This is a genomic window from Sunxiuqinia dokdonensis (assembly GCF_001270965.1).
Taxonomy (GTDB): domain Bacteria; phylum Bacteroidota; class Bacteroidia; order Bacteroidales; family Prolixibacteraceae; genus Sunxiuqinia; species Sunxiuqinia dokdonensis.
Genome location: NZ_LGIA01000213.1, coordinates 1 through 12149 on the forward strand (window position 1 = coordinate 1; position 12149 = coordinate 12149).

The window sequence follows — 12149 nt, forward strand, 5'->3', positions numbered from 1 at the left end:
AACTGGGGGTATTTGTTTTTGAGGTTCGTCATGATGCCGCCCCAATTCTTGAAATCAAATTCAGTTTCCATATTTTACAATTTTATTGTTAATCCAAATTTTCCACCTGAGAAAGCGTTTCCACCGCCAAATTCAAGGTTGATTCCCACATGGTCGCTAAAATAGTAGCGTCCGCCAATTTGCGCTCCCAGGCCAAGACCCGAATTGTGTGAGCCATCGTAATCGTTTGGTGAACTCCAGTTATAGAAGCCCAGGTTTAAGCCGGCATAAAAATCCCAGTCCGAAGGAATATTTAATACAGTATTGAAATGGTAATTGGCATTTCCCAAAATTCCAATCACATTGTGATCGTATTTGTTACCGTTCCAATGGTCGTTATACGAACGAAAAGATAACTCTCCACCCAAAGTAATATCCGGGTGCACGCCATGATCAAATCCAACGTAAACCGGAACTCCCCAGGACGAAAGCCCTACCCCAACATTCAACTGTGTTTCACCTTTTGAAATTGGACCTTGTGCGAAGGCTGAGCTGGTCGCAACCAAAAGCATCATCAATAAAAATTGTTTTCTCATGTTCTCATTTTTAATTTTGTCTATTGTTAGACAGTTGATGGTTTTCTATTCCTAAATCTTAACTGAAAAGAAAAGGAGATTGATTGGCAGTGGTTCCACAAACCAATACTTTTTTTTTACAAAAAGATATTTCACAAATAAAGGCAGAAATCAGGATGTCCCTTGTGAACGAAATCTACATCCTCATAATAGAATTTTTCCGTTGCAAAGATACATTTAATATTTATAAATTACACTATGTTTTATAAATATCTTTTTATCACTGCAAGTTCGTGTGATTTGACTTGCAAACTGTGGCATCATGTTCTGAGTCACATCAGCTGCCCCAAAGCTACATCGTATAAACAACTCATTAATAATTTTTTATTTACACGGTATTTTAGTTTCAAAATAAATGCTACTTTTGTTCGTAGTTTTACGAACACCGAATCATGAGAGAAACAATTGTATTTACAGAAGAACAAATCCAGGCGGCGCGCTTTGCCAAGGCCATGGGGCATCCGGTGCGGCTTTACGTACTGGAATTGCTTAATAAGCAGGCTTGCTGCTACAGCGGCGATTTGTCGGATGTGTTGCCCATTGCCAAGTCAACTCTGTCGCAGCATTTGAAAGAACTGAAAGATGCCGGTTTAATTCAAGGTGAAATTGAAGCGCCCAAAATTAAATATTGCATCAACCGCGAGAACTGGGCGAAAGCGCAGGATTTGTTTCAGAAATTTCTGAATGGATAAAAAAATTCGATCATGTCATTAAAAGTCATTCAATTGTCATTTGGTGGTCATTCAGTTGTGTTGAAACGATCAATGACAATAAAATGGCTAAGAATGACAATAATTGACAGCACGGCCTAACAAATTGATAGGTGTAAGCGGACAATCATTAAAAAAAACTTAACTGTATGGTTTGGTATTTTATGAATTACGAATAAAAAACAAAAATCAATGGACTACCAGAATTTAAAACCAATTCAAATGGACATTAAAGTATTGGGGACAGGTTGTCCCAAGTGTAAATCGCTTGAAAAAGCGACCCGCGAAGCCGTGGATGAAGCTGGAATTTCCGCCTCGGTTACCAAGGTGGAAGATATTGTGGAGATCATGAATTACGGGGTGATGACCACGCCAGCTCTCGTTGTTAACGGGAAAGTACTTGTCAAAGGGAAAGTCCCCACTGTGGCCGAAATCAAAACATTAATCACCAAATAATCAACCAAAATGAAAAAACTAACCCTCATTTTAATCATCGCCCTGTGGGCCGGAGTGATCTCAGCCTACGCGCAATGTTGCAACTCGAAAGTTGCCGAACTAACCAGCACCGACACTGCTTTGGCGGAAGAGGCTAATGAAGCCGGTGTAAAAGCCTATTATTTTCATGCCACCCGCCGTTGTGCCACTTGTCAGGCCGTTGAGAAAGTGACCAAAGAAGCGCTGAAAGAACATTACGGCGAGCGGGTGACTTTCGTATCGATTGACCGCGAAAAAGACAGCGAAAATCCGTTGCTCGAAAAATACAAAGTGAACGGCCAAACGCTGTTAATCGTGAACGGTGACCAGGTGAAAAACCTGACCAACGACGCTTTCCTGAATGCCCGGACCAATCCGGACAAGTTCAAGGCTAAGTTGAAATCGACCATCGACGCAATGAAATAAGCATATGGAGCTTTTGCAAAATTTTCTGGAAAACTCGCAATTTCCATTGTTTACCGCTTTTATTCTGGGACTGATGACTGCCGTCAGTCCCTGCCCCTTGGCCACCAACATTACGGCCATTGGCTACATCAGCAAAGACCTGGAAAGCCGGAAGAAAGTGTTTTACAACGGACTGGTGTACACGCTCGGCCGGGCCGTTTCGTACACGGCCATTGGCTTACTTTTTTTCTTTGGCACCGGACAATTTCAACTGGAAGGTTTTTTTCAAAGTTGGGGCGAAAAACTGCTCGGGCCACTGCTGATTCTGATTGGTTTATTTATGCTTGGTGTGCTGAACTTCATCCAAATTCCGGGGCTCAGCAGCTTGACCAGCAAAATGGAAAGTCGTGCCAACAAAGGCTTTTGGGGCGTACTCTTGCTGGGTATCGTGTTTGCGCTGGCTTTTTGTCCCTACAGCGGGGTGCTGTATTTCGGCATGCTGATTCCGATGACCATCAGCAGTGCGTCGGGACTTTATCTGCCCGTCGTGTTTGCGCTGGCCACTGGAATTCCGGTCATTCTGTTTGCCTGGCTGATTGCCTTTTCCGTTGGATCAATCGGAGGCGTTTACAACAAAATGAAGACCGTTGAACAATGGTTTCGTCGTGTGGTTGCCGTATTGTTTATCGGCGTGGGCATTTACTACGTCTGGATCATGTTTCTATAAAAAATTTTGAAAATAGTGTTCGTTGTTTTGCGAACAAGCAAGCTTGCGATTTCATGCAAAAAAGTAAAAAAATAAAGTTGATCGTTTCCATCGCAGTTGTCCTGCCGCTGTTGGGAATCCTTTACTACTTTCTTCAACCCCTGGTCAATTATTTGACTTACGACCTTTTCGGTCTCAAAGTGGAAAGCCACCTGGGCGAAGCCATCAATTTCTTTATTTACGACACGGTCAAAATTCTGATTCTCCTATTCCTGATCAGTGCCTTGATGGGAGCAGTCAATGCGTATTTCCCGGTCGACCGGCTTCGCATTTATCTGACCACAAAAAAGATGTACGGGCTTCAGTATTTGTTCGCCTCACTTTTCGGTGCCATCACGCCTTTTTGTTCCTGCTCGTCCATTCCGCTTTTTATCGGTTTTGTCAAAGGCGGCATACCGCTGGGAGTCACGCTGGCATTTTTAATCACGTCGCCCCTGGTGAACGAGGTTGCGGTAGCCATGTTCCTCGGGCTATTCGGGATTAAGGCAACCTTGATCTACGCCATCAGTGGAATTCTTCTGGGAACGATTGGCGGTTTTATTTTAGGCAAATTAAAACTCGATCGTTACCTCAGCGATTGGGTCAAGGAAATACAAGCCAACTCGGAACAAGAATCGGAACAATGGGAAGCAGACCAAACGCCGTTCATTGACCGGCTGCCAAGTATCATCCGCGAAGGATGGGACATTGTGCGCAAGGTGCTGGTGTACGTGCTGATTGGAATTGCCATTGGTGCAGCCATGCACGGCTATGTACCGGAGAATTTCTTTACGGAATTTCTTTCGGCTGACAAATGGTATGCCGTGCCACTTGCCGTCATTTTTGCGGTTCCGATGTATGCCAATGCTGCCGGAATTGTGCCGGTCATTCAGGTATTTGTGGCCAAAGGTGTTCCGCTGGGGACCGGCATCGCGTTTATGATGGCAGTCGTAGGTCTTTCATTACCCGAAGCTACGCTGCTAAAAAAGGTGATGAAGTGGAAGTTGATTGGTATTTTCTTCGGCACAATCAGCATGTTCATTATTCTATTGGGATACTTATTCAACTGGATACTTTAACTTCATTGATAACCAATAAATCATACCATGATGAAAACAAAATCAATCGGTTTTATAGGTGGAGGACGAATCACCCGGATTTTCCTCCAAGGGCTTTCAAACAAAAAATCGTTGCCCGAAACAGTCCATGTATTTGAGCCCAAGGCCGAAACGCTGGCGGCCCTGCAAGCGGAATTTCCCTTGGTTACCGCAGTCGATACCGCTTCAGAGGCGGCGGCACAGGAAATGGTGTTTCTGGCTGTGCTCCCGCCTGTTGTGATGGAGACTTTGCAAACCATAAAGGATGCGATTACAGCAGAAACAATTGTGATTTCGCTCGCACCCAAAATTACCCTCGAAAAAATGGCATCCGTCCTGCCAACAAAAAAACTGGTCAGGATGATTCCCAACGCCACTTCGTTTATGAATGAAGGCTACAACCCGCTTGCTTTTGCTTCTGATTTCAACAAAACCGAAAAAAAGCAGCTGCTCAAATTGCTGAAAAAGCTGGGCAAAACCTTTGAGACGGAAGAAGCCAAGCTGGAGAGTTACGCGATTGTGTCGGCTATGTTGCCCACTTATTTCTGGTTCCAGTGGCAAGCCATGCACAATGTGGCGCTGCAAACCGGACTTCCGGAAAAGGAAGCCAGCAAGGCGGTCAAGTCTTCGCTGGAAAAAGCCATCAAGCTTTATTACAAATCGGGCCTCTCCCCTGCTCAGGTGATGGACTTGATACCGGTGAAACCCATAGGCGAGCACGAAACCGAAATCACCGAAATTTTCCAAAGCAAGCTGATGGGTTTGTTTGAAAAAATCAAACCATAAAGACCTTCGCAAAGGAGGCTGTCCCAAAATTCTTGAGTTTGCGGTTGGCGTCACCCTGTCAGTAATCGCCGGATCAGGGGCTGATTATTAGAAACATGAGATCCCGAAACAAGTTCGGGATGACTCAACTCAAGACTTTCCATGCAGCTCGCTTTTTTTCCTGAAGAAAAATGTCGTAAAAAAGCGACATCGTCAATTTGTGTCGTATATTTGCGACATAAATTCTTCAACAATGACCAAGGTTAATTTATTTGAAAAAGATTTACAGGAAACAGCCGCAATTTTCAAAGCGCTGTCGCATCCGGCCCGCCTGGCGATTTTAAAATACCTGGCCGAAACCAAAGTTTGTATCTCAGGCGATATTTCGGATGAACTTCCACTGAGCCGGACAACGGTTCACCAGCATTTAAAGGAGCTAAAGAAGCTCAAGCTCATCCAGGGAGACATTCAGGGCGTCAAGACCAATTACTGTTTAAACGCAGACACAATTGGAAAGCTGAAAGAAAGTCTGAATGGTTTTCTCTCCGAAATAGATTGTTGTACCAATTCTAAATGTTAAATATGAAAGTCTTAATTCTTTGCACCGGAAACAGTTGCCGCAGCCAAATGGCACACGGCTTTTTACAGTCGTTCGACCCCAGCATCACAGTCTGCTCTGCAGGTACCGAAGCCTCCGGAAAACTCAACCAGAAAGCCGTTGCGGCCATGAAGGAAATTGGCATCGACATCAGTCACCACACCTCCGACTCGGTTGAAAAATACCTGGCCGACGAATGGGACTATGTCATTACCGTATGTGGTGGCGCCAACGAAGCCTGCCCGGCCTTTATGGGCAAAGTCAAGCACCGCCTGCATATCGGCTTCGATGACCCCTCGCATGCCCTTGGGACCGATGAATTCATCTGGAGCGAATTTATCCGCGTTCGTGACGAAATCAAAGCCGGATTCTGGAAATTCTACGAAGAGAATTTGAAAATGAAATGATTTGAAAATTGATATGATGAAAGCCGAAGATTTAAAACAAGTGGTCAAAGAAAAATATGGCAGCATTGCCAGCCAAAGTCTGCTAGCGGCGCCACAAAGCTGTTGTGGTACGGGCGGTTGCTGTGGCGAGCTCGAGTTCAGTATGATTGGCGATGAATACCAACAGGTAGCAGGTTACAACAAGGATGCTGACCTGGGGCTGGGCTGTGGTTTGCCCACCGAATTTGCCGGAATTGAGCCTGGAAATAAGGTACTGGATCTGGGTTCGGGAGCAGGTACCGACTGCTTTGTAGCCCGCAGCCTGGTGGGTTCCGAAGGGAAAGTGACGGGCATTGATTTCACCGACGAGATGGTGCAGAAAGCCCGGCAAAATCTGGCGAAAACCGAGTTTCAAAACATGGAGTTTATTCAGGGAGACATTGAAAACATGCCGCTTCCCGATGCGACTTACGATGTGGTCATCAGCAATTGTGTGCTGAACCTGGTTCCGGACAAACAGCAGGCCTTCCGAGAAATTTACCGGGTACTGAAGCCCGGCGGACATTTTTGCATTTCGGATGTGGTAATCACCGGTACCTTGCCCAGACCACTGCAGGAAGCCGCCGAACTCTATGCCGGCTGTGTGGCTGGAGCCGTGCCCGTGGACGAGTACCTGAACACGATTCGCGAGCAAGGTTTTTCGCAGCCCGAAATCAAAAAGCAGCGAAAAATTGAAGTGCCCGAACCTGTGCTGCGACAATACCTGAACGATCAGGAACTGGCGGCTTATGAAGCCAGCGGGGCCGGAATTTACAGCATCACCGTTAACGCTTCAAAATAGAATAAAACACCCCAAACGACAAGAATCATCATGACACAAACGAAAAAGCAAATCGGATGTTTTGAGAAATACCTCACGCTCTGGGTCGCCCTGTGCATTGGCGCCGGAATTTTGATCGGCAATTTTGCAGGCGAAAGCGTAAGCATTTTAAGCAACTGGGAAGTCTTTAAAGTCAATATTCCGGTAGCGATTTTGGTTTGGCTCATGATTTACCCCATGATGCTGCAAGTGGATTTTTCAAGCATTAAAAGTGTTGGCAAACGTCCCAAAGGGCTGATCCTAACCTTGGTGATTAACTGGCTGATCAAGCCTTTTACCATGGCTTTTTTCGCCTGGATTTTCTTTTCGAAAATCTATGCAGCGTGGATTAGTCCCGAAATGGCTGGCGAATACATTGCCGGAGCTATTCTGTTGGGGGCCGCGCCCTGCACCGCCATGGTGTTTGTGTGGAGCTACCTCACCGATGGCGACCCCAACTACACGCTGGTGCAGGTGTCGGTCAACGACCTGATCATCCTGGTAGCTTTTGTGCCCATTGTGGGTTTGCTGCTGGGCATCACCAATGTGCAGGTGCCGTACGATACGCTGGTGGCCAGCGTGTTGATTTTCGTCGTGGTGCCGCTGTTGGCCGGTTACCTCACGCATAAAATCCTGATTGGCCGCAAAGGCGAAAGCTGGTTTAAGGAAAGCTTTTTGCCTCGCTTCAAACCTGTGTCAATTCTGGCTTTGTTGCTGACCCTGATCTTGCTGTTTGCTTTCCAGGGAAATACCATCACCGACAATCCGCTGATTATTTTGCTGATTGCTGTTCCGCTCATCATTCAAACCTATTTCATCTTTTTTGTGGCCTGGCTGGGTGGACGAAAACTGAAATTGCCACACGCCATTTGTTCCCCGGCAGCCATGATTGGTGCCAGCAACTTTTTCGAATTGGCCGTAGCGGTGGCCATTGCGTTGTTTGGCTTGCAGTCGCCGGCTGCGCTGGTCACGGTGGTGGGTGTTTTGGTTGAAGTCCCCGTCATGCTTTCGCTGGTGGCGCTGGCCAATAAATGGAAGTATTAAACTTTGCAGCCAGCCTCTTGTTTCAATACCCAAAACTGCGATGATGAGTGAATTTTGGAATGAACGATTTGCGGCCGATGAATATGTCTATGGCACGGAGCCCAATGCGTTTTTCAGGCAGGAGCTGAAAAAACTAACGCCCGGCAAAATTTTATTACCCGGTGAGGGAGAAGGACGAAATGCCGTATTTGCAGCCCAAAGTCACTGGCAGGTTACGGCTTTCGATTCGAGTGTTGAAGGCAGGAAGAAAGCGGAACAACTCGCTGCCCGGCAACAAGTCCAGCTGAACTACCAGATTGATTCCTATGACAGCATTGATCTGGAAGCCGAAACTTTCGACTGCCTGGCGCTGATTTATACGCACATGCCTCCGGGTAGCCGACAAGCCTACCACCGCAAGTTAAGCACTTTCCTGAAAGTCGGTGGCACCGTGATTTTGGAAGGTTTTTCCAAAGCACAAATCCACAACAACACCGGGGGACCAGGAAATGTGGACATGCTCTTTTCAACAGAAGAGCTGCAAGCCGATTTTGCGGGTTTCGCCAGCATCGACATCACCGAAACTGATGTCGAACTCAGCGAAGGGCCCTTCCATCAAGGAACAGCCCAGGTCATCCGGCTCGTGGCAGTGAAATAGTTGCTCCAACGCCAAACTACTTTTTTGGATTGATTCGCCAAAAGCAAAACTCGCGTCATTCCGAACTTGATTCGGAATCTTCCGGCAAATGGCTTGATACCCGAGGAAACTGACCAATTCCTCCCCCGTTGCTGCGCGATTACATCGCGTAGCACAACGATTTACAAGCGATCACATTTCCCAACTGAACGACTCTCCTCAGATTCAATAAAAAGCAGCGATAAGCGATTGCTTGCGCTTGTTTTTTACCTTTTATCCCACCACGCGAAAGGATTCGCGCGGGAGCGGGGCTGTCCACAAACGCTGTTATACTCCTCATCCTCTCTGTCAAACGGCGTGGTAAAATATAAAAACAGAACCACAGCGTTGCACAAAATTTTACACAGAGAGCACAGCGACAAATAAGATTCATGAACTAACTTTTCGAACAGCCTCCACCCGGAACAATCTCTTTGGATTTTAACCGCCGACTGCACCGGGACTCCCTTCGGTCGCTTGGAACTTGGTCCGGCAGCTGCCGGATGGAATTTGGATTTTGTTTTTTGGAATTTGAAACTGAGTTTGGCAATTTATTCCGGTAGCTGTTTAAACTGATCTATTTGCTCAAGAGCATGGTCCCATGCCGCTTTGCTGGCCATAAAGAGATGGGCATCGGGCCTTTTCTCCAAGGCTGTATCGATACATCCGGCCGGAACGACTAAAAGCTGACCACCCATTTGCAAATTCGGCAGTGCCGACCCACAATTGGTGCAGAACGCCTTGGCATGATTGCTTTCGGGGAGTTGAAAAGTTCTGATTTCTGTTTCTCTTTTTAGCCATTCAAGTTTAGCTGTTGTTGAAAACAAATTGGCCGCGTGTGCTGATCCTGTATCTTTCCTGCAATAGCTGCAATGACAAAGATAAAAGCGCTCAAAATCGCCTGTCACAATAAATTTAACCCCTTGACATAAACAAGATCCCGTGTATTCCATCTGATTAATTTCTATTTTTTTACAACAATAAAGTTAGCTGATTTCCCGCTAGCTGGCGCCGATTGGTAATCGGTGTCTTGCCCGTCAGGGCAAAGTTTTCTTTTTCAAAGCAAGGCACGAGTAACAGACGCGCACCACCAGGAGCTCAGTCATTTTCAATTGGCCAATGGGGCCTTACTCCAAAGCTAAACTACTTTTTTGAATGGATTCGCCAAAAGTAAAACTCGCGTCATTCCGAACTTGATTCGGAATCTCCCGGCGAATGGCTCGATACCGGAGTAAACTGACCAATTCCTCCCCCGTTGCTGCGCGATTGCATCGCGTAGCATAATGATTTTCGAGCAAGAACATTTCCCAACTGAACGACTCTCCTCAGATTCAATAAAAAGCTGCGATAAGATCTTACTTATGCGTGCTTTTGTTTCTTATCCCACCACGCGAAAGGACTCGCGCGGGAGCGGGAGTAATGTCGTTACAAACAGCCTGCCCCGACCCAACCGGGGACTTTAAGCGCACCCCTCGTCACCGCTAACGCTAAGACGAGGGGAGTTCGGGCAGTCTAATCGATTAACATCTGGCTCTTATTTTTGTATCATGATTTCAATCACAGAGATAAAGTCATTAACTGGCTCAAAATAAGGCTCTACGTTTTCTTTTTGAAAATCGAATAAATCGTCGTAATCTCCTTTTTGTCTCCAAGTGAACAATTGAGAATACATTTTACCGTATTTTGAATCAATCTTACCCGTCTTGATAAAATACTCTGAAAAGTTTGATTTTGCCCCGTTATGGGTTGTTGGTTTTAAGTCAGAGTCGAGTAGAAGGGCCATGACTGCGTAATATGCGGCATAGTACAACCTGTTAATTGCCGAATTCCATTTTTCCCTTTCTGCAAGAATTGAGGCATCATCATAGGTGTCCTTTGCTCTGGCAATTCTATAATTAATCAAATCATGTCTTGATCCGGTCATTTTAGTCTAATTCCTTCTCTTTGAATATTTTCGTATAGTGAGGTAATCGAGTAGTTTGAATTCCAATCATCTTTTGAATAAATCAATGGCGAAAAAATTTCTCCTGTTTTTAATTCCAATTCATAGAATTCGTCCATAAATTTTGTCTCAAAGTCAAACGACACATTTGCGGAATTGAGCAGAATCAACAAATCCCAATCAGAAAGTTTTCTTGCATTTCCTCGTGCCTGGGATCCATACAAATACACTTCTGAATCAGGTGCATTTTTGTCAACGACCTTTTTTATCATCTGTAGTATTTGCTCTTTTTTACTCATAAAGCAAAGATAATGATTTTTGATATAGCCTCGGTGTCCGATAGGACATGACGGTCAAGAATGAAGCGGACCCCTCCAAAGCTGGCACCGATTGGTAATCGGTGTCTTGCCCGTCAGGCCAATGTTTTACTTTTTCAATGCAAGGCACGAGTAGCAGACGCGCACCACCAGGAGCTCAGTCATTTTCAATTGGCCAATGGGGCATTGCTCCAAAGCTAAACTACTTTTTTGAATGGATTCGCCAAAAGCAAAACTCGCGTCATTCCGAACTTGATTCGGAATCTCCCGGCGAATGGCTCGATACCCGGAGGAAACTGACCAATTCCTCCCCTGCTGCTGCGCGATTGCATCGCGTAGCACAACGATTTACAAGCGATCACATTTCCCAACTGAACGACGCTCCTCAAATTCAATAAAAAGCAGCGATAAGCGATTGCTTGCGCTTGCTTTTTGTTTTTTATCCCACCACGCGAAAGGATTCGCGCGGGAGCGGAGCAGCAGGGGCAGTTGGCGTACCACCAAACCCCGCCCTGCAATATGTTACTGTGTTATGCAACGAATTTTTTATTTCTGTTCTTTCCTTTAGTTTATTATTTCCTCTTTCTTGTCTGGAAATATCAAAATAGTAAGAGATTGCAAAAACTGCAAAAACTGAAATTATTAAGAATGCATAAATTAAAAAGGTTTGTATTTTACTGTAATTTAAATCGTACTGAGCACCATATTCTTTCTTTATTGTTTTAAACTTTCTATCACTAAGTTCATTGAGTTTAAGTCTCTTTTTTAACGTTTTGTCCTCATAGATTGCATAGATAATAATGCAAAAAACTAAGATTGACCACCAACTAGCAATTATATATGGAAATGAAATTATTAATTGTAAGAAAATTGCTAATCCAAAAGAACCAATAACAATCAAAAATGCTGATTTTGACTGACTTTTAAAGTAGTCCGACATTTTTGTTTCGATTTCTTTAACTTTTTTATCATTGCCAATTATTCTAAATACTTTCGCTGTTACCTTGTCTGTGAAATCTCCAATGTCCCTTCCGCTAAAATGCTCAACTGATTGCTTTAATAATTCCTTGTCAAACTTTAAGTCTCGCATATCTACAGCTATTTCTCCGTCTGTGGTTTCAATATGAAAATAGTCGACAACTTTAGCACTTCGTCCAACGCCTTGAGTTTTTTGTTTTAAATAGGCAAATTTTATTTTAGACCAATTAATTTGTTCGTTTTGCTCACAAAGTTTAATTCCGTATTTGTCTATTATTATTTTATCTGACCTATCATTTACTCGCTTTATTATTCTGAAAGTCGTAAAAACAAGAAGACCGATAAAAAGTAATATAAGAAAACCTGTACTGTTTCCAGTCAGGATGAAGTATAAGAAAACTAAAGCACTAATTAAAAATGCATAATCATCAAGTCTAAGTGTTGCATTTTTTAATACAAGCTTGTCTTTAAATTCGAATTGTCTATTCATTTTTTACAAATGTCCTTGTCTTTTTGAATTCGGTGCATGTCGGTCACTTATATGTGGTCGGGCGGGATTT

At 44.5% G+C, this 12149-nt stretch carries 16 protein-coding genes; 11 read left to right on the forward strand and 5 right to left on the reverse strand.

Going from position 1 to position 12149, the window contains the following annotated elements; translation table 11 throughout:
• Positions 1 to 74: 74 nt before the first annotated feature.
• Positions 75 to 575: a porin family protein gene (locus NC99_RS20265; RefSeq protein WP_053188389.1), complete on the reverse strand. Its 501-nt coding sequence runs from the start codon at positions 573 to 575 to the stop codon at positions 75 to 77.
• Positions 576 to 1006: 431 nt separating this feature from the next.
• Here NC99_RS20265 and NC99_RS20270 point away from each other — a divergent pair, with 431 nt between their 5' ends.
• From NC99_RS20270 to NC99_RS20320, 11 genes are all read left to right on the forward strand, one after another.
• Positions 1007 to 1306, forward strand: a complete 300-nt coding sequence (locus NC99_RS20270) for an ArsR/SmtB family transcription factor (protein ID WP_053188392.1) — start codon at positions 1007 to 1009, stop codon at positions 1304 to 1306.
• A gap of 240 nt (positions 1307 to 1546) precedes the next feature.
• Positions 1547 to 1780: a thioredoxin family protein gene (locus tag NC99_RS20275; RefSeq protein ID WP_053188425.1), complete on the forward strand. Its 234-nt coding sequence runs from the start codon at positions 1547 to 1549 to the stop codon at positions 1778 to 1780.
• A 9-nt stretch (positions 1781 to 1789) separates the two neighbouring features.
• Positions 1790 to 2224, forward strand: a complete 435-nt coding sequence (locus tag NC99_RS20280; protein ID WP_053188395.1) for a nitrophenyl compound nitroreductase subunit ArsF family protein — start codon at positions 1790 to 1792, stop codon at positions 2222 to 2224.
• A 4-nt stretch (positions 2225 to 2228) separates the two neighbouring features.
• On the forward strand, positions 2229 to 2930 hold the full coding sequence (locus NC99_RS20285; RefSeq protein WP_053188398.1) for an aromatic aminobenezylarsenical efflux permease ArsG family transporter: 702 nt from the start codon (positions 2229 to 2231) through the stop codon (positions 2928 to 2930).
• 53 nt (positions 2931 to 2983) lie between these two features.
• On the forward strand, positions 2984 to 4027 hold the full coding sequence (locus NC99_RS20290) for a permease (RefSeq protein WP_082326613.1): 1044 nt from the start codon (positions 2984 to 2986) through the stop codon (positions 4025 to 4027).
• Positions 4028 to 4054: 27 nt separating this feature from the next.
• Positions 4055 to 4831 carry a pyrroline-5-carboxylate reductase family protein gene (locus tag NC99_RS20295; protein ID WP_053188401.1) on the forward strand — a complete coding sequence of 259 codons (777 nt, stop codon included), beginning with the start codon at positions 4055 to 4057 and terminating at the stop codon, positions 4829 to 4831.
• Positions 4832 to 5063: 232 nt separating this feature from the next.
• Positions 5064 to 5390 carry an ArsR/SmtB family transcription factor gene (locus NC99_RS20300; protein ID WP_053188404.1) on the forward strand — a complete coding sequence of 109 codons (327 nt, stop codon included), beginning with the start codon at positions 5064 to 5066 and terminating at the stop codon, positions 5388 to 5390.
• A 2-nt stretch (positions 5391 to 5392) separates the two neighbouring features.
• A complete protein-coding gene (locus NC99_RS20305) occupies positions 5393 to 5815 on the forward strand; it encodes an arsenate reductase ArsC (protein ID WP_053188407.1) in 423 nt (140 codons plus the stop codon).
• Position 5816: 1 nt separating this feature from the next.
• A complete protein-coding gene (arsM, locus tag NC99_RS20310) occupies positions 5817 to 6635 on the forward strand; it encodes an arsenite methyltransferase (RefSeq protein WP_239684493.1) in 819 nt (272 codons plus the stop codon).
• Positions 6636 to 6665: 30 nt separating this feature from the next.
• The gene (gene arsB / locus NC99_RS20315) at positions 6666 to 7697 is read left to right on the forward strand and encodes an ACR3 family arsenite efflux transporter (protein ID WP_053188410.1); all 1032 of its coding nucleotides are present in this window, start codon (positions 6666 to 6668) and stop codon (positions 7695 to 7697) included.
• Between the two features lie 40 nt (positions 7698 to 7737).
• Complete coding sequence (locus NC99_RS20320) at positions 7738 to 8334, forward strand: class I SAM-dependent methyltransferase (protein WP_204375075.1); 597 nt, start codon at positions 7738 to 7740, stop codon at positions 8332 to 8334.
• Between the two features lie 569 nt (positions 8335 to 8903).
• Here NC99_RS20320 and NC99_RS20325 read toward each other — a convergent pair.
• The 4 genes from NC99_RS20325 to NC99_RS20340 all read right to left on the reverse strand — a co-directional run bounded on the left by NC99_RS20325 (position 8904) and on the right by NC99_RS20340 (position 12079).
• Complete coding sequence (locus NC99_RS20325) at positions 8904 to 9305, reverse strand: GFA family protein (protein ID WP_053188413.1); 402 nt, start codon at positions 9303 to 9305, stop codon at positions 8904 to 8906.
• A gap of 581 nt (positions 9306 to 9886) precedes the next feature.
• On the reverse strand, positions 9887 to 10276 hold the full coding sequence (locus NC99_RS20330) for a HEPN domain-containing protein (RefSeq protein ID WP_053188416.1): 390 nt from the start codon (positions 10274 to 10276) through the stop codon (positions 9887 to 9889).
• Positions 10273 to 10593: a nucleotidyltransferase domain-containing protein gene (locus NC99_RS20335; protein WP_053188419.1), complete on the reverse strand. Its 321-nt coding sequence runs from the start codon at positions 10591 to 10593 to the stop codon at positions 10273 to 10275. Before NC99_RS20335 ends, NC99_RS20330 begins: the two co-directional genes overlap by 4 nt.
• Before the next feature lie 457 nt (positions 10594 to 11050).
• Positions 11051 to 12079, reverse strand: coding sequence for a hypothetical protein (locus NC99_RS20340; RefSeq protein ID WP_053188422.1), 1029 nt, complete (start codon positions 12077 to 12079; stop codon positions 11051 to 11053).
• Positions 12080 to 12149: the final 70 nt, after the last annotated feature.

Coding starts and splice junctions, on each gene's coding strand:
- NC99_RS20335 (WP_053188419.1), bottom strand. CDS start 10,593: ATGAGTAAAAAAGAGCAAATACTACAGATGATAAAAAAGGTCGTTGAC.
- NC99_RS20270 (WP_053188392.1), top strand. CDS start 1,007: ATGAGAGAAACAATTGTATTTACAGAAGAACAAATCCAGGCGGCGCGC.
- NC99_RS20305 (WP_053188407.1), top strand. CDS start 5,393: ATGAAAGTCTTAATTCTTTGCACCGGAAACAGTTGCCGCAGCCAAATG.
- NC99_RS20300 (WP_053188404.1), top strand. CDS start 5,064: ATGACCAAGGTTAATTTATTTGAAAAAGATTTACAGGAAACAGCCGCA.
- NC99_RS20330 (WP_053188416.1), bottom strand. CDS start 10,276: ATGACCGGATCAAGACATGATTTGATTAATTATAGAATTGCCAGAGCA.
- NC99_RS20275 (WP_053188425.1), top strand. CDS start 1,547: ATGGACATTAAAGTATTGGGGACAGGTTGTCCCAAGTGTAAATCGCTT.
- arsB (WP_053188410.1), top strand. CDS start 6,666: ATGACACAAACGAAAAAGCAAATCGGATGTTTTGAGAAATACCTCACG.
- NC99_RS20340 (WP_053188422.1), bottom strand. CDS start 12,079: ATGAATAGACAATTCGAATTTAAAGACAAGCTTGTATTAAAAAATGCA.
- NC99_RS20280 (WP_053188395.1), top strand. CDS start 1,790: ATGAAAAAACTAACCCTCATTTTAATCATCGCCCTGTGGGCCGGAGTG.
- NC99_RS20325 (WP_053188413.1), bottom strand. CDS start 9,305: ATGGAATACACGGGATCTTGTTTATGTCAAGGGGTTAAATTTATTGTG.
- NC99_RS20290 (WP_082326613.1), top strand. CDS start 2,984: ATGCAAAAAAGTAAAAAAATAAAGTTGATCGTTTCCATCGCAGTTGTC.
- NC99_RS20320 (WP_204375075.1), top strand. CDS start 7,738: ATGATGAGTGAATTTTGGAATGAACGATTTGCGGCCGATGAATATGTC.
- NC99_RS20285 (WP_053188398.1), top strand. CDS start 2,229: ATGGAGCTTTTGCAAAATTTTCTGGAAAACTCGCAATTTCCATTGTTT.
- NC99_RS20265 (WP_053188389.1), bottom strand. CDS start 575: ATGAGAAAACAATTTTTATTGATGATGCTTTTGGTTGCGACCAGCTCA.
- NC99_RS20295 (WP_053188401.1), top strand. CDS start 4,055: ATGATGAAAACAAAATCAATCGGTTTTATAGGTGGAGGACGAATCACC.